The organism is Vibrio sp. OPT18 (assembly GCF_015163615.1).
Classification (GTDB): Bacteria; Pseudomonadota; Gammaproteobacteria; order Enterobacterales; family Vibrionaceae; genus Vibrio; species Vibrio coralliirubri.
Genome location: NZ_JADDYK010000060.1, coordinates 186,597 through 212,004, shown reverse-complemented (window position 1 = coordinate 212,004; position 25,408 = coordinate 186,597). Strand labels below are relative to the sequence as shown.

General features: G+C 42.2%; 26 protein-coding genes. 19 read left to right on the top strand and 7 right to left on the bottom strand.

Annotation, left to right across the window (positions count from 1 at the left end):
* Nucleotides 1–169: 169 nt before the first annotated feature.
* Nucleotides 170–382, bottom strand: coding sequence for a VF530 family DNA-binding protein (locus IQQ51_RS15985; RefSeq protein ID WP_012604684.1), 213 nt, complete (start codon nucleotides 380–382; stop codon nucleotides 170–172).
* A gap of 45 nt (nucleotides 383–427) precedes the next feature.
* The gene (locus IQQ51_RS15980) at nucleotides 428–1,378 is read right to left on the bottom strand and encodes a LysR substrate-binding domain-containing protein (RefSeq protein ID WP_193841574.1); all 951 of its coding nucleotides are present in this window, start codon (nucleotides 1,376–1,378) and stop codon (nucleotides 428–430) included.
* A 103-nt stretch (nucleotides 1,379–1,481) separates the two neighbouring features.
* Here IQQ51_RS15980 and IQQ51_RS15975 point away from each other — a divergent pair, with 103 nt between their 5' ends.
* Nucleotides 1,482–1,688: a DUF1127 domain-containing protein gene (locus IQQ51_RS15975; RefSeq protein WP_086774896.1), complete on the top strand. Its 207-nt coding sequence runs from the start codon at nucleotides 1,482–1,484 to the stop codon at nucleotides 1,686–1,688.
* A 130-nt stretch (nucleotides 1,689–1,818) separates the two neighbouring features.
* On the opposite strand, the gene IQQ51_RS15970 is transcribed toward IQQ51_RS15975, so the two are convergent.
* The 3 genes from IQQ51_RS15970 to IQQ51_RS15960 form a co-directional block, all read right to left on the bottom strand.
* Complete coding sequence (locus IQQ51_RS15970) at nucleotides 1,819–2,724, bottom strand: LysR substrate-binding domain-containing protein (RefSeq protein ID WP_193841573.1); 906 nt, start codon at nucleotides 2,722–2,724, stop codon at nucleotides 1,819–1,821.
* Between the two features lie 339 nt (nucleotides 2,725–3,063).
* Nucleotides 3,064–4,752, bottom strand: coding sequence for an AMP-binding protein (locus IQQ51_RS15965; RefSeq protein ID WP_193841572.1), 1,689 nt, complete (start codon nucleotides 4,750–4,752; stop codon nucleotides 3,064–3,066).
* 93 nt (nucleotides 4,753–4,845) lie between these two features.
* Nucleotides 4,846–5,589, bottom strand: a complete 744-nt coding sequence (locus tag IQQ51_RS15960) for a helix-turn-helix domain-containing protein (protein WP_132762134.1) — start codon at nucleotides 5,587–5,589, stop codon at nucleotides 4,846–4,848.
* Between the two features lie 194 nt (nucleotides 5,590–5,783).
* Between IQQ51_RS15960 and IQQ51_RS15955 the strand changes: the two genes are divergently transcribed.
* The 17 genes from IQQ51_RS15955 (at nucleotide 5,784) to IQQ51_RS15875 (ending at nucleotide 21,844) form a co-directional block, all read left to right on the top strand.
* Nucleotides 5,784–5,954 (top strand): Flp family type IVb pilin, encoded by a 171-nt coding sequence (locus tag IQQ51_RS15955; protein ID WP_004734461.1) that lies wholly within the window; start codon nucleotides 5,784–5,786, stop codon nucleotides 5,952–5,954.
* Between the two features lie 157 nt (nucleotides 5,955–6,111).
* Nucleotides 6,112–6,642, top strand: coding sequence for a prepilin peptidase (locus tag IQQ51_RS15950; protein WP_017080021.1), 531 nt, complete (start codon nucleotides 6,112–6,114; stop codon nucleotides 6,640–6,642).
* A gap of 36 nt (nucleotides 6,643–6,678) precedes the next feature.
* The gene (locus IQQ51_RS15945) at nucleotides 6,679–8,028 is read left to right on the top strand and encodes an AAA family ATPase (protein ID WP_193841571.1); all 1,350 of its coding nucleotides are present in this window, start codon (nucleotides 6,679–6,681) and stop codon (nucleotides 8,026–8,028) included.
* On the top strand, nucleotides 8,021–8,770 hold the full coding sequence (cpaB, locus tag IQQ51_RS15940) for a Flp pilus assembly protein CpaB (RefSeq protein ID WP_048605624.1): 750 nt from the start codon (nucleotides 8,021–8,023) through the stop codon (nucleotides 8,768–8,770). The genes IQQ51_RS15945 and cpaB overlap by 8 nt, the downstream gene beginning before the upstream one ends.
* 8 nt (nucleotides 8,771–8,778) lie before the next feature.
* The gene (locus IQQ51_RS15935; protein WP_193841570.1) at nucleotides 8,779–10,233 is read left to right on the top strand and encodes a type II and III secretion system protein family protein; all 1,455 of its coding nucleotides are present in this window, start codon (nucleotides 8,779–8,781) and stop codon (nucleotides 10,231–10,233) included.
* Nucleotides 10,196–10,492 carry a hypothetical protein gene (locus IQQ51_RS15930; protein WP_170930205.1) on the top strand — a complete coding sequence of 99 codons (297 nt, stop codon included), beginning with the start codon at nucleotides 10,196–10,198 and terminating at the stop codon, nucleotides 10,490–10,492. The genes IQQ51_RS15935 and IQQ51_RS15930 overlap by 38 nt, the downstream gene beginning before the upstream one ends.
* 16 nt (nucleotides 10,493–10,508) lie before the next feature.
* Nucleotides 10,509–11,771, top strand: a complete 1,263-nt coding sequence (locus tag IQQ51_RS15925; protein WP_050633933.1) for a TadE/TadG family type IV pilus assembly protein — start codon at nucleotides 10,509–10,511, stop codon at nucleotides 11,769–11,771.
* A gap of 2 nt (nucleotides 11,772–11,773) precedes the next feature.
* Nucleotides 11,774–12,202, top strand: coding sequence for a TadE/TadG family type IV pilus assembly protein (locus IQQ51_RS15920; RefSeq protein ID WP_050633934.1), 429 nt, complete (start codon nucleotides 11,774–11,776; stop codon nucleotides 12,200–12,202).
* The gene (locus IQQ51_RS15915) at nucleotides 12,202–12,699 is read left to right on the top strand and encodes a TadE/TadG family type IV pilus assembly protein (RefSeq protein WP_048658132.1); all 498 of its coding nucleotides are present in this window, start codon (nucleotides 12,202–12,204) and stop codon (nucleotides 12,697–12,699) included. Before IQQ51_RS15920 ends, IQQ51_RS15915 begins: the two co-directional genes overlap by 1 nt.
* A 26-nt stretch (nucleotides 12,700–12,725) precedes the next feature.
* Complete coding sequence (locus tag IQQ51_RS15910) at nucleotides 12,726–13,946, top strand: AAA family ATPase (RefSeq protein ID WP_048658131.1); 1,221 nt, start codon at nucleotides 12,726–12,728, stop codon at nucleotides 13,944–13,946.
* A 33-nt stretch (nucleotides 13,947–13,979) separates the two neighbouring features.
* Nucleotides 13,980–15,431, top strand: a complete 1,452-nt coding sequence (locus IQQ51_RS15905) for a CpaF family protein (RefSeq protein ID WP_048664540.1) — start codon at nucleotides 13,980–13,982, stop codon at nucleotides 15,429–15,431.
* A gap of 9 nt (nucleotides 15,432–15,440) precedes the next feature.
* A complete protein-coding gene (locus tag IQQ51_RS15900; protein WP_019824860.1) occupies nucleotides 15,441–16,406 on the top strand; it encodes a type II secretion system F family protein in 966 nt (321 codons plus the stop codon).
* A 3-nt stretch (nucleotides 16,407–16,409) separates the two neighbouring features.
* Nucleotides 16,410–17,381: a type II secretion system F family protein gene (locus tag IQQ51_RS15895; RefSeq protein WP_019824861.1), complete on the top strand. Its 972-nt coding sequence runs from the start codon at nucleotides 16,410–16,412 to the stop codon at nucleotides 17,379–17,381.
* The gene (locus IQQ51_RS15890) at nucleotides 17,378–18,382 is read left to right on the top strand and encodes a tetratricopeptide repeat protein (RefSeq protein ID WP_048605604.1); all 1,005 of its coding nucleotides are present in this window, start codon (nucleotides 17,378–17,380) and stop codon (nucleotides 18,380–18,382) included. Before IQQ51_RS15895 ends, IQQ51_RS15890 begins: the two co-directional genes overlap by 4 nt.
* 19 nt (nucleotides 18,383–18,401) lie before the next feature.
* Nucleotides 18,402–20,180, top strand: a complete 1,779-nt coding sequence (locus tag IQQ51_RS15885) for a hypothetical protein (RefSeq protein WP_193841569.1) — start codon at nucleotides 18,402–18,404, stop codon at nucleotides 20,178–20,180.
* Nucleotides 20,177–21,106: a glycosyltransferase family 2 protein gene (locus IQQ51_RS15880; RefSeq protein WP_193841568.1), complete on the top strand. Its 930-nt coding sequence runs from the start codon at nucleotides 20,177–20,179 to the stop codon at nucleotides 21,104–21,106. The genes IQQ51_RS15885 and IQQ51_RS15880 overlap by 4 nt, the downstream gene beginning before the upstream one ends.
* 9 nt (nucleotides 21,107–21,115) lie before the next feature.
* Nucleotides 21,116–21,844 (top strand): class I SAM-dependent methyltransferase, encoded by a 729-nt coding sequence (locus IQQ51_RS15875; RefSeq protein WP_193841567.1) that lies wholly within the window; start codon nucleotides 21,116–21,118, stop codon nucleotides 21,842–21,844.
* Nucleotides 21,845–21,881: 37 nt separating this feature from the next.
* Here IQQ51_RS15875 and chrA read toward each other — a convergent pair whose 3' ends face one another.
* Complete coding sequence (gene chrA, locus IQQ51_RS15870) at nucleotides 21,882–23,030, bottom strand: chromate efflux transporter (protein WP_193841566.1); 1,149 nt, start codon at nucleotides 23,028–23,030, stop codon at nucleotides 21,882–21,884.
* 101 nt (nucleotides 23,031–23,131) lie between these two features.
* On the opposite strand from chrA, the gene IQQ51_RS15865 reads away from it, so the two are divergent.
* Nucleotides 23,132–24,058, top strand: a complete 927-nt coding sequence (locus IQQ51_RS15865) for a LysR family transcriptional regulator (RefSeq protein ID WP_193841565.1) — start codon at nucleotides 23,132–23,134, stop codon at nucleotides 24,056–24,058.
* Nucleotides 24,059–24,293: 235 nt separating this feature from the next.
* Here IQQ51_RS15865 and IQQ51_RS15860 read toward each other — a convergent pair whose 3' ends face one another.
* Nucleotides 24,294–25,367 (bottom strand): LacI family DNA-binding transcriptional regulator, encoded by a 1,074-nt coding sequence (locus IQQ51_RS15860; protein ID WP_193841564.1) that lies wholly within the window; start codon nucleotides 25,365–25,367, stop codon nucleotides 24,294–24,296.
* Nucleotides 25,368–25,408: the final 41 nt, after the last annotated feature.

The window sequence follows — 25,408 nt, the reverse complement described above, 5'->3', positions numbered from 1 at the left end:
ATGCGAGATGCGAGATGCGAGATGCGAGATGCGAGATGCGAGATGCGAGATGCGAGATGCGAGATGCGAGATGCGAGATGCGAGATTTGATGTTGATATGGCCCCTAAAAAGTAGACACAGGGGTTGTCCCGTATTTAATCAACACGGGACAGATAAAGTAGGGAGAGACTAACGCTTTAAGTCGATGTAAATCTGCTCTACCTTGGTACGAGCCCAATCTGTTTTACGCAAAAACTTTAAGCTCGATTTAATGCTCGGGTCTTTTTTAAAGCAGTTGATGTTCACCATGTAACTCAACTCTTCCCAACCGTAATGTTCAACCAATTCAGTCAGTAGCTTTTGTAGCGTGATACCGTGAAGTGGATTATTGTCTTGTGTCATGAGATGTTCTCGCCATTTATTTGAGCTAAGTATACCAGTTTCGCCTTATGAATTATCCGACCATTTGAGTTCGTAATCGGTGTGGATAATCGAAAGCTCTTCTCTACCTGTATCACCAAATAATTTAACCTGAGCCTGCATCCATTCTTCGAAACGTTTTATCTTTTCTCGATGAAAGTAACCCGGAGGCGCACACAAAAAGTAATTGTATTTAGGCTTCAGCGCGATGTTTCCGATTCGCACTAATTTCTTTTCTTGTAAATAGCGGTATACCAAGCTGTGTTTAACAAGCGCGACACCTTGAACGGATAGCGCACCTTCTAACACAAAATGAGAGCCATCAAATTGTAATGATGTGCGGCCCGCTCTTACCCCTGCGACTTGTAACCAGAGATTCCAATCCATATCAGGCCAACGGTCTTCAATCAGTTCCGCCTTATGCAGATCGTCGATGTCATAGATGCCGTGTTTGTCTTGATAGATAGGGTGACAAACCGGGTAAATGACCTCGTCCATCAACCAACGTGATTCGATGTTTGGGTAGTCTCCATGACCATATCGAACGCAGATATCGACATTAGAATCTTCAAATGTGACTAGCTTATTGGTCGGCTCAATTAGCATGGATAGATCAGGGTGGCGATCGCGAAAGTCGCCAATTCTCGGTACAAGCCAATGCTGAGCAAAGGAAGGCACGGTAGAGATCGACAGCTGAGTAGGGTTAGGATCTTGGTTGATGCGTCTTACCCCATCTTGAATATGGGCAAAGCCTTTCTTCGCTTGCAGGTACAGTACTTCGCCTTCATGGGTTAATACTATTTTTCGGTGTTGGCGAATAAACAGATCTGCGCCTAACCACTCTTCAAGTTGGCGAATTTGTTGGCTGACTGCCGCAGCCGTGACAAATAGTTTCTGTGCGGCGAGTTTAAAACTGCCTGTTTCAGCCGCCGTGTAAAAGTAATAGATCCCTTGGAATGGTGGAGTTCGTTCTCTCACATTAGTTTTCCTTAACTGAATGCCAGTATCTATCGTTTGTCGATGTTGCACTGTTGGTCGATTATTGACCATAACAAAGCAAAAGATCAACAGGAGAAAGGCTATGAATACGATCACAGCAACAGCAAATGCCAACCATTCATTTTTGTCATCATTATCAATTAAGAAATTCTATTCTAAATTAGGCCTGTACTTTCAAAATCGTAGAACCAGAAGGCAGCTGTCTGAGCTACCCGATTATTTACTGAGAGATATCGGGATTACGTCGGAACAAGTCGAGAAAGAACTGAAGAAGTCATTTTGGGAGTGATTCAAGGCAACGTAGCTTTTAACTCGATGTTGCTTTAACTCAACATAGTTTTGTCGGTGTCGAGAGGTTTACGTTACCGTACTATGTTGAGTTAGGTTTATGGTTTATATAAAGAAGTGGGAGATGAGATTTAACTCTCCAATAGCTCGTTTACTTCTTCGTGCAACCAATTGGTGAACGCAGTAATACGCTCTTCTCTCGGGGAGTTAGGGTTAAAGCATAGGTTGACTTGAACACCTGGTGTCATGCCAATATCAAAGGGTTTCACTAGCAAGCCACGTTCGATGAAGTCACCGGCTAAGCTGTCTGTCGCCAAGCAAACTCCGTGACCGGCCATGACCGTGGTTAACCCCATATCAAAGGTACCGACTTCCATCCACTGAATGGTGCTGCTTTGAGTCCATATGTTTGCTTGCCTAAACCATTCCTCCCACGGGAAACAACCGCTATCAAACTGAATCAGCCAACATTTGAGGAGTTGTTCAGGTGATGTGAAGTTCAAAGAGTTTGCGAGTTCAGGGGAACAAAAAGGGTAAACCGGTTCGTTGATTAGCATCTCAAGAGTCAAGCCTTCTTCAACACACAGATCTTCGCCCTGCAGAATAGCCACGTCAATCTCACCATGTTTTAAATTTGGGGTATCAGACCCTGTTAGCACCTTAATTGGGATTTCTGGGTGCTTTACCGAGAACTTCCACAGCCTAGGCAGTAACCAACGAGAAGCAAAAGAAGGGGGAGTTCTAACAACAAGCAACCCTTGAATAGGTTCTGATTGGATCTTGTTTAACCCCAGCAGAACCTCTTGAAATCCATCAGAGACATGTCTAAAAAGTGTGTGCCCTTCATGCGTCAAAGTCATTGCACGCCCCTTACGAATAAAGAGCTTACATCCAACCTGTTCTTCTAACTGTCGAATCTTCTGGCTGACGGCTGCTTGAGTGACGAACAGCTCTTCAGCCGCTTTGCTGTAATTGCTCAAGCGAGCCGCAACTTCAAAGTAACGGAGACCTGAAAGGTGACGCAGTCTATTGTCCATAATCTCAGCTTATAGTTCTTGTTAATAATGGTTGTTCGATTATCGAACAGGTTGTTTTCATAATAGCGATAAATAAACAGGGAATACAAGAGAGAGAACATGAAAGCAATAACCTGTTGGGTCGGAAGGTTTGTTACTCAGGTACTTAAAATCAATGAGAATACTAAAGTGAGGAAGAGGGCTAAATCTAGACAAGTTGTTTGCTCTAAATCGTTAAGTCATCGAATGAGAAAGGATGTCGGCTTAGATTACGAGAGTAGTGATGCTGCGGATTATACTAAGTACTTATAATGTGAGCTTACAAAAAAAGGAGCCATAATGGCTCCCTCTCGATTTTGATTATTCTTCCCAAACCACCAGTTTATCTTTCGGCCAGTTATGACCAACTTCATGATATTTCTGCTCAAGGATATGTCGCTTGATTTTGAGAGTCGGGGTTAACACGCCATTCTCAATGCTCCATGGTTCCTTAATCATCAATACACCTTTGATCTTCTCATGTGAACCGAGCTGCTCGTTCATTTTTTCGATAACGCGCTTTGTCGTTTTCTCATAGCGAGCTCTATCGAAATTAGGGAAGTCATGCGGTACCACAAGTAGGATTGGACCTGGTAGGCCAAGCCCTATCAAACACATCATTTCTACGCGGCTGTACTCAAACAGTTTGTTTTCGATTGGTACAGGGGCAACAAACTTACCTTTAGCGGTTTTAAAGGTATCTTTCTTACGTCCACGAATCGTTAGGTAACCTTCGCTGTCGATATCGCCGATATCACCAGTATGTAGCCAGCCATCGGAGTTAAAAGACTCTTGGGTTGCAATATCATTCTTGTAGTAACCAGAGAACAAGCCTTTGCCTCGAACTAGAATTTCTTCGTCTTCCGCTATTTTGAGTTCGATCCCCGGACCTGCATTACCAACTGTACCAATTTTATCGGCTCTGAATGGGTAGTTGAGCGTACTGTAGGCGAAAGACTCTGTCATGCCCCATGCCTCGGTAATGTGCAGGCCAACACTCTCATACCATGCGAGTAGAGCGGGTGATACAGGTGCAGAACCACACCCAAGAACGCGAGCTTGGTCTAACCCTAAGCCATCAGCAAGTTTCTTCTTAATGATGTTGTTGATAAACGGAATCTTCAGTAAGAAGTTCAGTTTCTTCTGTGGTAATTTGTCTTGGATTCGCTGCTGGAACAGAGTCCATAAGCGAGGAACTGAAATAAACAGTGTAGGGCGATGCATTTTCACATCATCAATAAAGGTGTCTAAAGATTCAGGGAAAGCCGTAACCACGCCCCCCATCACTGAAGAACCAAAGATGTAAACGCGTTCTGTAATATGCGCAAGTGGTAGGTAAGAAAACAGGCGATCGCCAGGTTGGATTCCAATATGGTCAATCAACCTTTGAACAGACCAAGTAAACGCGCCGTAGGTGAGCATTGCGCCTTTTGGTAGCCCTGATGTACCCGATGTATAAACAAGTGACATCAGCTTATCGTCGTGATGCTGAGGGCGTTTGGTTGATGCTTCATGTGCCTCAATGAGCTGTTCGAAAGTGTGTTGGCACTTCGCTGTGCTGTCGTATGGCAGTGAAATACTTACTAAGCTCGGATTGTCATCAAGTACTTTTTGAGTGGCTTTAGGATCGTCAAGCTTACCCGCAATCACAATTTTACTTTCACTGTGTTCAATACAGTACTGAATGGTATCTGCACCTGCTGTTGGAAAGATTGGGACGCTGACAAAATCTCCTAACATCATGGCAAGATCGCAGATGAACCACTCTGCACAGTTTTTCGATACGAGAGCGACTCGATCGCCAGGTTGGGCTCCGAGTCCTTCTAGTGCTGACGCCAGTTTCAGTGCTTTGTCGGCTACTTCTTTATAAGTAAATTCGACAAATTGGCGGTTAATAATCTGTTTCAAATAGACTTCATCTGGGCGTTCTTCTGCCCATTTTAAAATCATGTCATTGGGTGTAGGGAGAGCTGTTGCTTGTTCTTGGCTAAACTCGTTAGGCTGAATCATTGTCTAACTCCATGTTTTTCGCTAAGTTATTTTTGGTTATTTTTGTTAAAATCATGTTAAATGTACCATGATTTTTTCTTTTAGGGAGTAAAATTAGCGTTTTCTGTTATCTGTGCAGGCACGTCTGTAACTTGCTGGGGTTACACCTGTCCTTTTCTTAAAAATTCTCGAAAAATACGACACATCCTTGTATCCACATTGATAGGCAATTACAGCAATTTTTGACTCGGTATCCGCCTCAATCAACTTTTTAGCTAGTAGAACTCTTTTGTCACAAACAAAGTCTCTAAAGCTTACCCCAAAGTGTAGATGAAACTTTTTCGAAAAGTAGGTTGTTGAACAATGGCACTTCTCGGCGACCTCCGTTTCTCTGATTTCTTTGTTTATGTTATCCATAACATAGTTAACAACCTCAGAAGTAAACAATTTGGTAGGCAGTTGGTTGTTGTTATTTATGTCTCTGTCGAAATCGAAGTGAGGTTCGAGGATATGCTGTGTTTTACGCTTAAGTTCTTCGAATGTACTGGTCAGATGATTACTGTTTGTTTCGATAATGAAAAATATATTCTTATGATTTCGAACGATATTAGGTAACTGGTCCGAGCAAATAATGACTATTCGCTTGTTCAAGTTTTCACAAATAGATAATGCCATTGTAAGTAGTTGAAGTTTATCCGGTCTATTCAAGATGAAAAATACCAGTCTGACATCTAAGTTACTGATTATAGATATATCTTGCTTATAATTTTCAATTGGGAAGTAGTGGTTTATTTTATTGATAATAACAGCATTAAATTCACTGTCTTTATCTGATAATAAAGGTGTTACTACTTTCATATAAATACCAACTCTATTTCATATTCAACTTCGAGTTTAAAAATAGATAAATTAAGATGCATAATAATTAGATTAGAAGTACCACAAAAAAGTGCAAGTAAATGGCAAGAAAATCCTAACCTAATATATCTCTCACCTCTAGATTTAGTTTACAGGTAAACAAAGCCTGATACACAAATCAAGGAGAGGTTATCATGGATAAGTTTTTGAATAATTGTAAAGAATTCATGAAAGATGAAGAAGGGTTGACTGTAATCGAGTATGTAATCGGTGCAGCTTTATTGGTATTAGGTTTGACAACCGTATTTTCTGGTTTAGGGACTACACTAGCAGCTAAACTGAATACAATCGTCAATGGTTTATGACCGAAAAGGAGTGAGACAGCAAAGAGGGCTTACTTCGGTTGCCTACATTATCGCTGCTGCCTTACTTGTTATTGCAATAGGATTGGTTTTTTCTGGGATGGCAACAGCCTTACTAAGTAAAATCCAGAGCATTTTTTCGAGTGTATGAATTAAATATATGATTAATGAGCCTTCAGTTTTTTGGGCATTGCTAATTGCAGTTTCGGTATACGATGTTGAGAAACATCGTATACCAAATAAAATATTGATTATGTTTTTGTTTGTGTATTTCTTATCAATGTTTAACCGCAATTACAGCTTTGATGTTTTCTTAATGTCCTTCGTTGGATTCGTAGTGTTTTTTTGTTTTGGGCTACTCTTATATTTTGTAAGAGCAATGTCTGCAGGAGATGTGAAGCTATTAGGTATTGTGGGAATGTATCTCGGATGGGGACAATTACTTGATGCATCGTACTTTATCTTACTTTCTTCTGGAGTGATCGGGACTTTCTACCTGCTATATAACTTTGCCAACTCGAACAGCATTAGTATCAAAGGCTATTTTGAAAATAAGCTAATTGTGCTTGGTGGGGTAGCACCAGTATTAGATGAAAGTGCTAGTTTGCACGCTAGGTATTCAAATAAGGTGACGATGCCTTTTGCACCCTCTGTTGTTATGGGATTAGCGATGTATAGCTACTTTACTTGAACTGTTGTTGGTTAGCTTTGTGGAGAGGAATAATATATGGATATTATAGGGCGTACTGCTCCAACAACTTTGAAGCCTCAAATTTCAGCCCCAGCCGTTCCTACATCTCTTGATATGCTGGGTGTTCCTGAAGTTGTTATAGAAAACCTTGTGTTGAAGCACCTTTCAGCCTATCCCAAATCGGATGTTTTAGAACTTTCTAACTATTTGTGTGTTGTGACACATATTGTTGAAAGCGCGTTGGCTGTGTTAAGAACAAAGTCATTGATTGAAGTTTTTCAACCAACCTCTAACCTTTCTCTCTCATCGGCATCTCATAGTCATGTCCGTTACTCCCTTTCTGAGAAAGGGCTTGAAGAAGCTGATCTTGCCTTCAAACGTGATGCTTATTTAGGGCCCGCACCAGTTTCGCTTGACCAATACAGTGATGTGGTCAAACAGCAAGACCTGAGAGTAGAGCTAGTCACTAGACCACATGTCGAAGCTGCTCTGGATGATGTATATGGTGTCGACAAAATGATTTCAGTGCTAGGGCCTGCAATCAATTCTGGACGTGCCTTGTTGCTGTATGGGCATGCGGGTACGGGTAAAACATTTGTAGCGTCGCGCATTGTCAATGCGCTGCATACATCGGTTTTCATTCCTTATGCAGTTTATGCATTAGGCAACATCATTAAAGTGTTTTCTGCACAACATCATAAACCGTTGGATAGTAACGGCAGCGATCAAAGCATTTCCCTCAAAGATCAGTACGACAAGCGCTGGCTTAACTGTGAGAGACCGAATATTCAGGTGGGTGGTGAGCTTACTATGGATATGCTTGAAGTGAATCATTCAGAGAACAGTCGCGTTTGGTTAGCGCCTGTACAAATGATGGCAAATAATGGGATCTTTATCATTGATGACCTTGGTCGTCAGCCCATGCCGGTGGATGCGCTTCTTAATCGTTGGATTGTACCGATGGAGTATTCCTTCGACTATTTGTCGCTGCCTAATGGTCAGCAGATAACGATGCCATTTGTATTAACTCTTGCCTTTTCTACCAATCTAAACCCCAAGAAAATAAGCGATCCTGCCTTTTTACGTCGTTTGGGTTACAAGATTGAATTCAAGCCACTTAATCAGCGAGATTATGAAGCTTTATGGATGAGTGTCGTTGCTGATAAAGAGGTAGAGCTTCAAGACGGTTTTTTTGAGCGTTTGTCTCAAATGCACACGCTTCTAAAAGTGCCACTTTTCCCATGTTTACCGAAAGATCTCGTTGGTATAAGCAAAGACATTCTTTCGTTTGAGCAACTCCCACCTGTTATCACATTCGATATTCTTTCCATGGCATGGGAAGTTTATTTTACCTCTGATGGACACGAGGAAGAGAATAATGAATAAGAGTCAAGTTTTCCTACTGTTTTTACTGTCCGTAGTATTCGGCTTAGCGGCTGTATTTTTTGCTAAGCAGTGGATGGATGATCAAGTTCAGCCAACCGTTGAAGTTGAAACGGTCGAGCGTCACCCCGTTGTTGTCGCATCACAAGAAATTGAAGCCGGAACTATTATCGAGGATCAGTTTTTAACCACCAGATTGATGGAAGTTGATTGGATTAATGAAAATAACTATTCGGATAAAGCAGAGCTGATTGGCAAGGTTGTTGCGAATACTGTCTATGCGGGAGAGGTGCTTCACAAGTTACGATTTACTGTACCAGGAGAAGGGTCAACGCTTGCAGCTCTTATCCCTGAAAATAAACGTGCGGTAACGATACGTGTTGATGATGTTATTGGTGTGGCGGGTTTCTTATTGCCGGGTAACAAGGTTGATATTCTTAATACGGTTTCTTACGGAAAAAACTCTGCAGCGACTCAAACAGTATTAAAAGACATTAAGGTTTTGGCTGTCGACCAAACAGCTAAAACGAAAGAAAACAGTCCGATTATTGTACGAGCGGTAACACTTGAGATGACGCCGAAAGAGGCAGAGAAACTTCTCACGGCTAAAAGCAAAGGCGATATTCAGCTGACTTTGAGAAACCCACATGAAGTTGAGAAAAAAGTGGTTCGTCGATATGTGCCTAGACCGAGTGTCACCATTATCAAAGGTACAGAAACATCTAATGTGCGCGTCAAGGATTGAGGTGAAATATGAGAATATTAATTGCGTGTGTTTTGAGCCTGATTTGTATTTCGGCGGCCAGTGTAGCGGCGTTGCAAACGGGAAAAACAGTCACGGTTCCACATCATAAATCTACGCATGTCGTGCTGTCGGGAAAAGCGGCGAAGGTTTCTCTTGGTGATCCTGAAGTTTTAGATATTGTAATTTTAAAATCAAATGAAGTGTTTTTAATTGGTAAAAAATTAGGTGCGACAAACCTAATGGCTTGGGACTCTCGAGGTCGGTTGATTGAGTCTATTAACATTGAGGTTACTCATGATCTTAATAGCCTCAAAGCTAAATTATATGAGTTCCTTCCTGATGAAACTATCGAAGTGCACAGTGCGCAGAACCGTCTATTATTGAGCGGTCAGGTCAGTAACCAACAACAAATGAATGTGGCGATGCGAATCGCAGAAACCTATTCGTCAGGGCAGGCTGCTGACGCATCAAAAGAAAGTGGAAGTGAACAAGCTGCAGCGACAGGTGTTATTAATTTGATGTCGATCGGAGGGGCTCAGCAGGTGATGTTAGAGGTAACGGTTGCTGAGGTTCAAAGAAGCTTGGTAAGAAAGTTTGATGCGAACTTCCATTTCTTCCAAACCAGTGGATCTGACTTTTCTTGGGGGGCGTCTTCAGTCCCTGCCGGTGTGTTAGGTGCAACCCCTATTTTCAATATTCCTACCTCTACTGATTACGGTATTTTAGGTTCTTTCATTGATAGTAATACATTGTTTACTTTCGCACTGGACGTAGCAAAACAAAACGGGGTTGCTAAGGTGTTGGCTGAACCGAACTTAACTGCATTAAGTGGTTCTAAGGCTGAGTTTTTAGCGGGGGGTGAGTTTCCCATTCCGGTGCCTGACGAAGATGGTATTACCATTGAATATAAAGAATATGGTGTAGGTTTAAAGTTCATCCCCACGGTACTCAGTGACAAAAAAATCAACCTAAACTTAGCGGTTGATGTGAGTGAGATTGCCAATAGTAGCTCGTTAACGATTGATCCTGGTACCACCAATGCGACTTACTTTATCCCTCCAATTACCCGAAGAAGTGCATCGTCGACGCTTGAGTTAGCCGACGGTCAAACCATAGGTATTGCGGGGTTGTTGAGTGAGAATGTTAGGGACATCAGTAACAAGATGCCAGGTTTTGGCGATGTGCCGATTTTAGGTCAGCTTTTCAATAGCCAAGAGTACGTATCTGGTGAAACAGAGCTCGTTATTCTTGTTACTCCTCGACTCGCTAAACCTATTGACCGAACGAAAGTGACGTTACCAACTGATGCCTTTGTTGATCCTAATGATTTGGAATATTACTTGTTAGGCCGAAGCGCTTACATCGCTGAACCGTCTGAATCTGATTCAGAACAATCTCAAGCTTCACAGGATATATCACCGACCGATGGTGGTAGCGAAGGCTCATTTGGGCATGATTTATAAGGGGATAGATATGACTAAAATAATGATGATCTTTCTCACAATGTTATTGGTTGGCTGTGCGAACGATGCTCGTTTAGGGCACTCGGTAGCACTCGTGAAAACAGAGCAAACGTATAACCCTAATGCGACCCAAGAGAATTTACTCGAAGTACCTGATGGTACAGGGGAGCGGATGCAGACTGGTTACGACAGATATGTAGGCAGAGGTGAAAATGATCTGTCCGGAAGTAGTAGCCAGATCTTAGAAGATTTTAACTAAATCTGGAGGTACTCATATGTTGTATCGAGTATCACAAAGCCCTAAAAAACAACAAGGCTTAGTTGCGGTGATGATTACCGCTGCCTTGCTGGTTTTTCTAGCTGTCTCAGCGCTAGCTGTAGACATAAACCATATGGTTGTAAATAAAACGCGCTTACAAAATGCAGTCGATTCTGCAGCGTTGGCTGCCGCAACCATATTAGACAATAGTAAAGATAAAGATGCTGTAGACGCAGAAGTGGGTACGGCACTCAATGCCATGGCGGCTTCAACTGGGAATCAAGAAATTGATTTCTCTACTGCTTCTATAAACATTGATTATTCTAATGATCCACAGGACTTTACTGGCAGTGCAACTTTTGGTGCAAATAATGATGTTTATGTGCGTGTTCGCGTAGATGCACTAGAGATGGATGAATTCTTTATTCAACTGTTTGGCCTTGAAAAAGTGGTATCGGCAAGTGCTGTTGCAGGGCCGAGTTCAGGCCTAGCTTATAATAATGTTGTACCCATTGGAGTGTGTATTGGTGATGGTACTTCTGATAATGATGTTAATGAAGATGGTTATCATGACGAAACCGGTGAAGAGATAACCAATGTGTTCGGTTATGAAGTTGGAACCGTTCACGCCTTGAAGGTTGGAGACAGTAGCCTATCTGAAATGGGTAATGGTAATTATCACCTGCTGGACTTTGGTTCTGGTGGTAACACAATCAAAGAAGGCTTAGGTGGTAGTTATGATCAGCCAGTTAAAATTGGTGAAGATATCACAACCAAACCTGGCGGCACGGTTGGTCCAACAGGCGATGGCTTAAATACTCGTTTTGGTGATTATGGCGGTGGATTATCGGCATCTGATTACCCTTCAGATTATGTGACCACAGAACCTACCAATGAAATAACGATTGATGCCAATACCGGAGAGATCACTTTCGATGATAGCTACGATTACGCTCAATATAAGTTAGATACCAATGCCTGTATAGCAAGTGGCGGTGCTGGGTGCGCATCTAATGGTGTTGCTTGGCGTCGTATTTTACCTATACCTATGGTGGACTGCTCGGGTAAAAGTGGCGGCTCTACCGACTTTACAGTGAATAAAATTGGCTGCTTTTTCTTGTTGCAAAAAGCACCAACGAACAACTCAGGTACACCCGCCGTTTTTGGTGAGTTTATACATTCTTGCAGTGTTACTGGTGGCTCTAGTAGTAATCAGTCGACAACCGAAGGGGCTTACAGGATTGTTTTGTATAAGGATCCTGATAGCGGGGAGTCGTAATTATGGCACTATCTAATAAACATCAACGTGGTTTTGCTGCTGTAGAGATGGTTATTGCTACCCCTGTGCTACTGTTTTTTTTGGGGTTGGTGATTGAGCTTGGCAATATTCTGATTCACTACAATGTTATCTCTAAATCTGTACAAAATGGCGCACGATATGCTGTTAGTGAGGTTTACGATACTAAAGGTGGCACTATTGCACCAACTTTGGAGATTCAAAATGTGGTGGTTTACGGTCAGAGCAGCGTGGGGACGGCAGTACTATCTACATTGACGACATCGGATGTAACAGTAACACCACCCTCTATTGACAGCTATGTGCGAGTCAGCGTGACATATGACTATGTGCCGTTGTTTCTGTCTATTCCTTTATCCGCCACAAGTTTTTCTATTCCGTTAAGTGTCACTTCGGTGATGAGGGTATTGTGATGAAGAGGCTTAAAAGACGAATCAAAGGGCTGGCCATTATTGAGTTCACTTTAGTCTCATCGTTAATTTTTCTACTGCTCTTTCTCATTTTAGCGTTGGGTGCCTATATATTTTCGCTGCAAATGGTCAGTGAGGCGACGAGGAAGGCCGCTAGATTAGCGACGGTATGCTACGTCCTTGATAGAGATAATATTGCGGGAATGGTGGTGAATGATATTCCTCTTGTTGGGTTTACTAATGCGAATTTAGAAGTGGCTTACTTAGACGCGAGCGGTAGTGAAATTACGTCTGGTTACGAGACTAATCCCGGATTTGGCACCATTAAATTTGTGCGTGCTAGGGCTACGGGTTATGGCATTCAGTTAATCAGTAACCTAAGCTTTCTAGGAAATAATGGATTTCTTGCAGCCCCTGCGTTTGAAACAATACTGCCAGCAGAAAGCTTAGGGGTGGTAAGGGCTGAAGCTGGCACAGACATCAAAAATCGGTGCCCATAAGCGGTTATTTAAAAGGAGATGAATATATGGGGGAAGCGATCAAAATAACGCCTAATGAAAACGATAAGGATATGACGCGTTTAAGAACGAATCTAAAGGTTTGGTTGGTCTACAGCACTGACGCCTTTCATTTGCATATGACTCAAGAGCTAAAAAAATGCCGAAATGTTCATGTGACGTCGTTTTCTCTTGCGGCAATGAGTGAGGAATACTTAAAAAGTGCGGATGTTCCAGAGCTTATTTTCGTTGAAGCTCACGGGAATTGGGCGCAAAAAATGGTTGAGTTGCAAGGGTATGATTTGTCTTTAGAAGACAAGGACTTGTCTTTAGTTGTGCTCGGTGATGAAAGTGATAATGGGTCACTAAAAATCGCACTGCGTTTAGGAGCTTCAGATTTTTTGTCTCACAATGTGACCCTATCTGACCTACTGCCACTCTTGAAGAAAACGGCCTCTGAAAAGCTTGAGAACTCCAGTTACGGAGAGTTTATCTTGTTTTTGAACACCAAAGGAGGGATGGGTGCAACCACCTTAGCGTTAAATACTGCCATTGAGATGGCCACGCAACATCCTAACGAAGTACTTTTACTCGATATCGATCTTCAATTTGGCGTGATACCTGATTATTTGAACATAACCCCCACTTATAGTGTTTCGGATGCGATCAACAGTTCTAATGATTTGGATGAAATGTCTTTGGGGTCATTGGTAAATAAACACGAATCAGGTCTCCATGTTCTAAGCTTTAAGCATGAGAATAACGCAGATGATTTCGAACAGGCTCAGAAAATTGGCAGATTACTTCCAATTCTGCGTCGCTTTTACCCTTATGTGATCATTGATCTGTCTAGAGGCTTAGATCACGTGTTTGCATCAGCAATATCACCTGCGACGAAAGTACTTTTGGTTTTGCAACAGAGCTTAGTGTCAGTAAAAAACACAAGCCGACTAATTAAATCTCTGAAATTTGAGTACGGCTTACAAAGTGACTCAATAGAGGTCATTCTCAACCGTTATGAAAAGCGACATTCAATTAAGTTAAAAGATGTAGAGCAGGCGGTGGGTAATCACAATATACATCTTATGCCTAACGATTTTAAAGTTGCGCTGGAGAGTGCCAACTTGGGACAGCCCTTAGTTCAGTCGAGAAAGAAAAGCTCTATTACTCGCTCTATCATCGATTTGTCTCATGTTCTATCACCACCAGAACAAGAAGAGAAAGGGTGGCTGAAAAAGTTGTTTTCATAATGGGTTGATGAAAAGTAAACACGAGGGATTGTGATGTTCTTTAAACGAAAAAATGTAAATCCAGAGTTTGAAAAAAAAGTAGAACAGATTTCGCATGATTCAGAAGATGCCAATCCTGTTGACCGTTTATCCAATGTTGAGGCGTCTAGTCACTCTCGAAATACGGAAGCGAGCGTTGAAAAGGAGAAGGCGATTGATGAGGCTCGAAAGGTTTTAGAGCAGGAGCTCTCAATCAAACACTTCTTTCATAAGCAGCTGCTGGAGACCCTAGATTTAGGATTACTTTCTAGCTTGGAGAAAGAGCGCGCTAAGCTCGATTTACACGAAGCCATCGTACAGTTAATGGCTGAAGATGGTAGCCATGCATTGAGCGCGGAAGGGCGCAAGCGGGTTATCAAGCAGATAGAAGATGAGGTTTTTGGCCTTGGTCCGTTAGAGCCTTTATTAGCTGATCAAACCGTGTCAGATATATTGGTCAACGGCCCAAAAAGTGTTTACGTTGAGCGAAGAGGTAAACTCGAAAAAACGCCCTATACCTTTCTTGATGACCGCCATCTGAGAAACATTATCGACCGCATAGTAAGCCAAGTAGGGCGCCGCATAGATGAAGCGTCACCTATGGTAGATGCGCGCTTAGTTGATGGTTCACGTGTTAATGCGATTATCCCACCTCTCGCACTTGATGGTCCTTCCGTTTCTATCCGTCGCTTTGCTGTTGACCGTTTGACTATGGATAACTTGATTGACTATGACTCAGTGTCTCCTCAGATGGCTAAGTTTGTCGAAGCTGCGGTTAAAGGTGAATTAAATATCTTAATCTCCGGAGGAACAGGGTCGGGGAAAACAACCACACTGAATATCTTTTCTGGCTTTATTCCTCGAGATCAACGAATTATTACCATAGAAGACTCGGCGGAATTACAACTTCAACAACCTCATGTCATTCGCTTAGAAACCCGCCCTGCCAACCTTGAAGGGAAAGGAGAAATCAGTCAGCGCGAATTGGTTAAAAATACCTTACGTATGCGACCTGATCGAATCGTGGTCGGGGAGGTACGTGGTAGCGAAGCCGTTGACATGCTAGCGGCGATGAACACGGGTCATGATGGTTCACTTGCCACCATTCACGCGAATACCCCTCGTGATGCCTTGAGTCGTGTCGAAAACATGTTCTCAATGGCTGGGTGGAACATATCAACCAAAAACTTACGAGCTCAAATAGCTTCGGCTATCCACCTTGTTGTTCAAATGGAACGCCAAGAAGATGGTAAGCGTCGCATGGTGAGTATCCAAGAGATCAACGGCATGGAAGGTGAGGTGATTACGATGTCTGAAATATTCCGTTTTCAGCGTAAAGGTATTGATGAAGATGGCAATATTATCGGTTATTTCACAGCAACGGGGGTTGTGCCTCAATACCATGACCAGTTAGTCAAACGTGGACTCGATCTGCCTTTCGAGCTCTTTAGTGAGACCAAAGGTTAAGGAGAGATTATGGACAATGTAAGCGTTTCATTAGGCCTATTGTTTATCGCAGTACTTTTTATTTCCCAAGCGTTGTTGTTACCTGCTGCAGGTAAGAAAGCGAAGCATAAAGAGCTGTCTCGTCGCTTGAAAGAGACGCAACGTAATATCGATGCAGAGAGTTTGTCATTACTCAAAGAGCACTATAACAAAGAACTCTCCCCGCTGGATCGTAAGCTCATCGTTATCTCTTTTTTCGCGGGCTTGAAAAAAATGTTGGAACTGGCAGGTATGAAAGTGGCATTAAGCCGATTCTTACTGATTATTTCTCTTTGCGCTGTATTGCTCTCATTGATATCGATAATGACCAACCAAGTGTGGTTCATAAGTGTCGCGGCATTCATTTTCGTTTGGGTTATTGCTTACTTGTTTGTGCAAAACCGAGTGACTTACCGAATGGCTCGATTTGAAGAACAACTTCCTGAGGCGTTGGATATTATTCGACGTGCCTTACAAGCAGGGCAACCGCTCGTTCAATCATTTAATGAGGTTGGCGAAGAGCTTCCTGACCCAATAGGTACCGAATTTAAGAACACCTATAACTTACTTAATTATGGTTATGATTTACGTCTAGCGATTTTACAGATGACAGAGCGAGTACCCACTGTATCAATGTTGGCTTTTTCTAGTGCCGTAATGTTGCAAAAAGAGACTGGGGGTAATTTATCTGAGAACCTGCAAAAGGTATCAGAAGTACTTAGAGCGCGTTTTAAACTGGAAAGGAAGGTAAAAACACTCTCTGCTGAAAGTCGCTTATCAGCATGGATTTTAACATTATCCCCTTTTGGTTTGTTTTTCGCATTACGGGTGGCTAGTCCCGAATATATCGAGCCACTTTATAAAGACCCACGCGGTTTATCGATGGTCAGTGTCGGTATTATTCTTTTGGCCATTGGGGCCTTGTGGATTAAAAAGATCATCAGCATAGAGATTTAACTTATGGAACTACTCAATATTGAAGTCTGGAAGCAGATGTTAGAAGAGTTTGGGATCAGCTCTCAGGTGGTTATTTATGCGATGATTTTGCTCACTACTGTCTTGTTTACATTGACTGTTGGGTTTCTGTTTTTAGGAGCTCGATCTCCTTTAGACAAGAAGCTAAGACAAATATCTGAAGAGGGAAGTGTTGGTGGTCGCAAACCCTATGATTTCTCAAATACGCTTGAATCATTAAGCCCTTTTATAAGTAAAGGTAACAAAAAGGATAATGAAACTTACTCAGAAAAGCTGATGCATGCTGGGTTCCATGAGAAGAGTTCATTATCAGTTTTCTATGCGTTGAAGGTTTTATCTAGCTTAATAGGTATCGTCGCTGCTTTTATGGTCTATTACATATCGTTGGGTGGAGACTACAATAACTTACTCATCATGACCTGTGTTTTTCTTGGAACGTTTACGCCAAATATTGTACTGAGTAAGTTACAAAAAGAGCGTCAGAAAAAAATTAGAAACGGTGTCCCTGATGCGCTTGATCTTCTTGTTGTGTGTACTGAGTCTGGGCTTGGTTTTAATGCAGCCCTTGGCCGTGTCGCATCTGAGCTCTATGTCTCTCAGCCGGAGCTTGCGGATGAACTAGAGACTGTGTTTGCTAAAATCCAAGCGGGTGTCACCATGCCTGATGCGCTTAGGCAGCTTATCGAACGAACCGGTTTAGTCGAGTTGGAAGGTTTGGTTTCTTTGCTTTCTCATGCATCGAGAATGGGCGGAAGCTTAGCTCAAACGCTCCGTGACTATACTGAAGACTTTAGAGATAAGCGTCAGCAAGCCGCTGAAGAAATCGCGGCGAAAATACCGACTAAAATGTTATTCCCCATGTTGATATTTATTTGGCCTTGTTTTTTCATTGTCGCACTTGGCCCTGGACTCTTGATCGTAATGGACGCATTAACTGCGCCGGGAGCAAGTTTATGATGCTATACAACAAGTTTATTCTTCTACTATTGCCAATTTTGCTACTTGGTTGTGCTTCTTCGGATGAGCCGACCAATCAATTTGATGCAGAATTGTATTCTGGTAAACCAATCGATTCTTTAACTAGTGATGATCCACCGCTAAATGAAAAAGAAGCAATTATGCGCGGTGACATTGCTCTGCGAGACAACAATATAGACTTGGCCTTATATGAATATATACGCTCTTTGTCCTTCCCTGAAAAAGAGTTTCACGATAAAACCTTATTCACTATTGGCCAAATACATTCGTCTCGCGGTAATTATGCGTTGGCCGAGAAAGCTTACCTAGCAGCGCTAGATTTTAACCCTGCCCACACTGAAGTGCTGGAACAGTTAGGCGTTCTATACACCAAACAACGTCGTACAGATGAAGGTCGAAGCTATTTCTTTAAAGCGATAAATTCAGACCAAGTTCGTTTAAAAAGCAGTGAAACTATCCAGAACTACCAAGCGTTGAGCCAAAGTGAAGTGGCCAGTTTGAAGGTAGACAGCATGTCCCCAGCATTGGCTTACATGGGAATTGGTGTATTGGAAGATGTTGACGGAAAGCATCAGATCGCACAAGAGTACTTTAAAAAATCGCTGACGATAGACAAAAGTTCAGTCAAAGCTTTGTTGAATATGGGCTACTCTCATTACATGTACGGTAATTATAAGGAAGCGTATCAGTACACGCGCTCAGCTTTAGAGTTAGAGCCGAATAATGAAAAAGCTCAGAATAATCTGGCGCTTATTTATTTAGCCTCTGGCGATATTAAGAAGGCAACCAACGTGTTCATGAGGCACATGGACACACCGGAAGCGTTGAATAATGTTGGCTACTTCCTGATCTTACAAGGAAAACCTGATCAGGCGGTTCCATATTTACAACAAGCTATCGATAAAAAATCATCTTACTACAAAGTAGCAAATGAAAACTTAAACAGAGCACTAGCGGAAGTGAGAGAGATGGAGCAATAGTCATTTAGAATTTGGCTTAATGAAAAGGATATTCATATTGCCTAAAAGTGATAATTTTAACAAAGACATCATAGCTATTTATGCAATTTGGCTCGTATGTGCCATTTTCATATTTGTTTATAAGTGGGAAAGCATTTCAATGCTCAACCTGAATGACAATGACGATTATATGCGTTTTGTTCAGTTTCAGGAGTGGATGAGGAATGGTCATTGGTACCTAGAGCCAATGAGTAACTTCAATGCCGCTGATGGCATTGTTATTCATTGGTCTCGTTTTCCTGATCTCGTTCTGTCTTTTGTTGCCTTTCCACTATTGTTTATCGTTGATGATAACCTTGCTTATACAATATCCATCTCTCTTGTCCCCCTGCTTTACTTGCTGCTTTTTTCACTGTCATGCTTTTACTTAGCTGACCACCTCTTTGGTGCCAAGTATCGCTTTATTAGCATGATGTTTGCGATTTCTTCGCCTTCAATTATCCATTTTTTACCCGGTTCTATTGATCATCATAATATTCAGCTTATCTTCGCTGTATTGTTTTTAGCCTCGACGCCGTTAAATCACAACCAATTGTGCCAATCATGGCGTGTTTATGCTCAAGCAATCTTGTTGTCTTTATCTTTGTGGACAGGGTTAGACAATGTATTGTTATTTATGATTTTCTTCACGATTTACACCGTGTATTACGGTCTTGTTCGCCATGAGTGGTTTGGTTATATCTCTAAGCTGTATGCGAGTTCTGCTCTGTTTGGGGTTTGTGCGGTTTTATTAAATCGGCCTTACGATGAGTTTTTTGTTTTTAAGTACGACGAAATATCATTTGTTCTCATTATTCTTTTCTTCTGTGGTTGGCTATTTGTCAATATTTACAGTCGGTTAATGAATGAAGGTCAGAACCTATTGCCAAAGGCTTTGTTATTCTTTTTTCTTGCTGTTTTATTTTTAATCCCAGTGGCAGTACTTTACCCTTCACTCAGTAGTGCTTTATTAATTGATTACCCCCCGTTACTAAAAGTGTATTGGCTAGACCAAGTGACAGAAGCGAAATCGATCGTTAGATATGTCGCAAGTCATGGTTTTTTCTCAATAGAGAATTACGCTTTGCTCGTGATTCCTGCCACTTTGTATCCATTTTTTAAACGTAAAAACGACCACTGCACAATTTTGTATCTCATCTTTATGTTCAATTTAGCCCTTGCGATCTTTTGGCAGATTAGAGTCATGAGGTTGTGTTTTGTGTTAGCGGCGCCACTCCAGGCGTATGTGGTTCTTCAGTTAGCGGATTACATACGTTCCTCCATCATAAAAGCGACGGTTATTATTTCTGGAGCACCACTAGCGGTAGCGTTTGTCATTCTCGCGTTGTCGCCAACCGAAGAAATTACAACTACTCTTGATCAAAAGGAGCAATCGCTGAAGATTCATAAGGTGTTAAAAGATAACGATATAAATTCGCACACCATACTTTCAGGGATTGAAACGGGGGCTCCAGTGTTGGCAAAAACGGATAATCGAATTATTGCTGCTCCTTACCATCGAAATATTGTTGGGAACCAATTTCTTATTGAAGTGATGCTAGAGGAAGATCTCAGCTTAGCCGAAAGGAAAATCATAGAGAAAAGCATCGATATCATTGTTATTGGCAATGACCCGCATTTGTTGATTTTAAAGGACTCGGCGAGCGAGGAGGCATTTATCAATAAGCTGTACAGCTCAGATACGCCAACTTGGTTAGATGTTGTGTACGACAATATTGAAAATGGGTACCGAGTGTTTCGAGTCAGGGAGAGTTCATGAAGAATCAAACCATAGCGGTGTTACTCCCGTGCTATAACGAAGCCGGAGCGGTTGGAAAAACGGTGGCTGACTTTCAACGTGCACTACCAAGTGCGACGATTTATGTGTACGACAATAACTCTACTGATGGCACGGTCGAAGAGGCGCTGCAAGCTGGTGCTGTTGTTCGCCATGAGTATCGTCAGGGCAAAGGTGAAGTCGTGCGACGGATGTTCTCAGATATTGATGCTGACATTTATATTATGGCTGATGGTGATGATACCTACGACGCCTCCATTAGCCCTACACTGATTGAACAACTGGTTACTGAACAGCTCGATATGATCATTGGCAGTCGAGAGCGCTCTTCCGAGGCTTATCCTGCAGGACATATTTTGGGTAATAAGATGTTTTCGACTCTGATAAATAAAGGGTTCAATGCTCAATTGAATGATGTTTTCTCTGGCTATCGAGTTATGAGTCGCCGGTTTGTAAAAACGGTTCCTATTTTCAGTGATGGCTTTCAAATTGAGACGGAACTAACCGTGCATGCATTGCACCATAATATGTCGATCAAAGAAGTACCCACTCATTATCACTCAAGGCCTGAAGGCACGGCGAGTAAGCTGAATACATTGAGTGATGGTATTAAAATCCTTAACTTTATTTTGTTCTTATTAAGAGACGTAAAGCCGATGTTTTTCTTCGGTGTGTTGTCAGCGTTGCTTTGTTTTATTTCATTAGGATTAGGGATTCCCGTTATCCTAGATTTTATCGATACAGGGTTAGTTGAAAGAGTACCTACTGCTATTCTGTCTAGCTCAATTGCACTTATTGCGGTGATGTCTTTCTTTTGTGGCTTGATACTCGACAACGTGTCGCGCGGCAGACGAGAGATGAGGATCCTCTCAATATTAAGAAGTCACGATCACAAGCTATCAAAATAGGGTTCAGGTATGAGAATAAGCAAGGACGAAGATAAAGAATGGCTCAACTATTTATCTCGATTCAGTGACGAATATGATGAGCGGGTTTACAGCGGAAATACAACGGGTTATGTGATGAGAGCTGGCCATGTAGCGTGCGAAAAGCCATTTGGTGAAAGTGAACACTTTTCGAGAGTGTTAGAAGTGGGATCCGGAACGGGTGAACACTTACTGCATGTTAATCACACTTTTGATGAATATATTGTAAGTGATGGTGATGCTGCGGCGCTTGAGTTGGCCCAAAAGCAGCTCAATCATATCAACTCTTACGATAAACTTACTTTCGATGTGACCAATGCTAGGCAATTAAACTTTGAAAATAATAGCTTTGATCGAGTGATTGCAACTCATATATTGGAACATTTGTATGAGCCCCATTTAGTTATCAAAGAGTGGTTAAGAGTGTTAAAGCCCGGAGGGACTCTTTCGATTCTGATTCCTACTGATCCTGGAATAGCATGGAAGATTGGTCGGTACTGTACGACGAGGAAGCAAGGTCTGGCAAAAGGTTGGAATTACGATTATATAATGGCAAGAGAGCATGTAAATCCATGTAATAATCTAATTGCGTTCTTAAGGTACTATCTTCCTGAACATCAAAAATCATTTTGGCCGATGAGTTTTATGCCTCTTATTGACTGCAATTTATTCTTCAATTTTCACGGGATTAAGCCTGATTCTAGTTCTGAAAAGAAGTAAGAAGCAAGCGACTCGCCCACTTCTTACTATAAATCTTTTAGACTGCTAAACCTGTCATTGTGCCAAAGACCATGAATAATCCGACAAGCCCTACAATAGGTAACTTCACGGTTTTCAATAACCACACACCAACAATGATCAAAGCGAAGTCTAAACTACTATTCACTGCGCTTGTGAAAATCGGTTGATATAGCGCTGCCAATAACAAACCTACAACCGCCGCATTCACACCTGTAAGTGCACCAGCCACTAAAGGTTTGCTTGCAATTGCCTGCCAGTTTTTCAACACACCTAATAGTAATAAGAAGCCCGGTAAGAACACAGCAATCGTTGCGAGTAGTGCGCCTGTGATCGGTGCCGATGGCATCAATACATAACCTAAGTAAGTCGCAAGTGTAAACATAGGCCCTGGTACTGCCTGTGCTGCTGCATAACCTGTTAGGAAGGCATCTTGAGACAGTTGGTCACCAATACCATTTTGTAGCAACGGAAGTACCACGTGGCCGCCGCCGAATACTAAGCTACCTGCTTGGTAGAACAGGCCAAATACTTCAATACCTTGAGAGTAAGCACTGAATAGAGGCAGGCCAACCAGTAAAGCAACAAAAATCACGAGAGGCGTTACCGATATTTTTTGCGTTGAAGGTATCGTTTTGAGCTCTTGAGACGTCAAGAACTTACTGCCAACCATCGCTGCAAATAGAAGCACTAACACTTGAGGCCAGATGCCTGGAATCAGTAGCAGAACAATCGCGGTAATCACACATAAGGCGGTTGCTATCTTCGATTGGCAAAAGTTTTTGTACATACCAAAGGTTGCATCAGCTACAACCACTACCGCTAATAACTTAAGCCCGTGAATGATTGAATTGAAAAGTGGTGCTTCCAATAGCTGGTTGCTGACTAACGCCAATATCAGCATCAGAATCACAGATGGGGAAGTGAAGCCGACAAATGCAGCAATAGCACCTGTTAGTCCACCTTTCTTGTAGCCAACCGCAAACCCAACCTGACTTGAACCTGGGCCCGGTAGAAATTGACTAAGAGCGACAATCTGCCCGTACTCTTCGTCGGACAACCAGTTCAGTTTCTCAACAAAGGTTTTACGGAAGTAGCCAATGTGTGCTGCTGGTCCACCAAAGCTAATCCAGCCAAGCCAGAAAAAGGTTTTAAAAATTGAAAGCATGATCGATTCCAGATAAATGTTTAGCGTAATTTAGGTGGAGTTGAACTATGATTCAAATTAATTGTTTTAATTATAACTATGAATGAAATGGGTTAATTGGCATGGCTGATTTTAATTGGAAAGGGATCGACCTTAACTTGTTGATTGCACTGCAGGCTTTGTATAAAACAAATAGCGTGAGTAAGGCTGCTGAGCGTTGTTATGTCAGCCAATCTGCGATGAGCCATAGCTTACAAAGGCTACGAAAATTGTTTGATGACCCTTTGTTTGAGCGTGTGGGCAGCAAGATGGAGGCGACCGACCGAGCCATTGAACTATCAAGTACCGTGGACGCGCTACTGAATACCATCCAGTCTGAAGTTCTGTTATCTAAATCGTTTGATGCAGAGACTTATAAAGGGACTTGGAAGATTGGTCTCACTGATTATGCCGAGCAGATGTTCGCTCCAATATTGTTTGACCTGATTAAGCAATCCTCTCCTTATTCCCAAGTAGCGTTGTTCAATGTAAACCGGAGTAACTACCACCAAGTCTTTGACGATGCCAAGCTTGATATGACGATAGGCAGCTTTGGTGAGGTACCAAAGCAATATCGAACAAAGCATTTATACACGGAGCAACATGTTTGTTTACTTGATCAATCGGTTCTAACTATTGAGGAGCCGATGTCGCTAGAACAATTTGTTGCTGTCGAGCACGCGCTCGTTTCCCCGGCAGGGGCTTTAAAGACGGGAGTGGATACTCGTTTAGGTGAACTCGGTTTAAGCCGGAAAGTCGCGATATCTTCCAGTAACTTTTTAACTGTTAAGCGGCTCATTCGTGGCAGAGAACTATTGTGTATTGTCCCCAAGCTAGTCGCGCGCAAGGATATTGATAGTGAAGAAACCTTATTAGCTGTGAAGCCACCTATTGATGTTCCAGATTTTGATATCCAGCTTGTTTATAGAAAGGCAAAGCATTTAGATGATAAAAATAAACTACTTAGAAAGTTGATTACTAATGCGATCTCATCTGTGATTTCCGAATAGTTTATTGTGTCGGTTAATCGTCAAATTCATATGAATTAATTTTAGAAAAATCCGGTTTATTATAAGAACCCGACTATACTTAATTTACGACTTAAAGCAGTCGTAAAGAATAGGCTTTTTGATTTACCTAAGTAAAAAAATTGGTTATATCCTCATGATATAGCTTAAAAATCTACCAGGCTAAACGGACTTAGTTGGTCTTAAAAGCGCTAGCTCCCCCTAGCGCTTTTTTCTTTCAGTTGGATTCTGGTAGTAGGCTCTGAATCTTGTTCAGCAGTTTTTCGATCTCTTGTTTTTCATAATTGGCAGTTACCTTAGATTGGCTACTTTCTCTTGGAAGCAGTGTGGTTTCGATATGATGTTGTAACAAGGCATCTTGCGAGTTGGCGTTGAGCTTCTCTGCAAGTCTCACTGCTTGCTGGCCTATTTTTGTGAAATCTTGTTTGATGGTTGTAAGAGGCGGATTGAAGAATGCGCTGTCTTCTATGCCATCAAAGCCGACGACCGCAACCTTGTCAGGGACTGGAATCTGCAGTTCTTGCAGTGCGCGTAAAACCCCTAATGCCATTTGATCACTGGCGACCAACACAGCATCAAACTGGATTCGTTTAGCTACGGCGTCTCGAATGCCAAGGTAGCCACTTTCTGCTTGCCAGTTTCCTTGATGTTGAAACTGTACCTGACAGTTTGCATCTGATAACACACCCAACCAACTATGAAGACGGATTTGTGAGGCACTGGACTCATTAGGCCCGCTGATTAACAAGTATTCACTGCGACCATTTTCAATCAGATGTTGAGCCGCCAGCTTTGCGCCCTCGGCGTGATCGCCGCATATATAGTTAACTTGGCTGTTAGAAGGGACATCAATGAAGATGAGGTTCAAGTGTTGATATTGTTCAACCAGCAATTCGGCATCAATACTATTTAAAGGCACATTAAGAATGATGCTGTCGACCTGTTGGGCGATCAGTTCACGAATGGCTTCGCGGGTTTTGGCGAGGTTCGGTTCTGATACCACAGAAAAAGCGGTGCCATACCCCATATCGTGAGCCTGCATTCGCACACCATTGGCTATCATTGCGGCGCCGTGTAAGGCCATATCGAGAGTCACTAACCCTATGCTAGTGGACTTGGAACGGCTGAGCATTTGAGCACCTTTATTGGGCACATATCCAAGCTTCTTTATTGCGGCATTTACTTTGTTTCGAGTGGATTCTGCGACATCTTGCGAGCCGTTCGTCACCCTTGATACTGTTTGAGTCGATACGCCAGCCAACTTCGCCACATCTTTAAAAGTTACACTCATCACACCGTCCGTCGAATATTCCAGTTATTCGATGAGCTTAT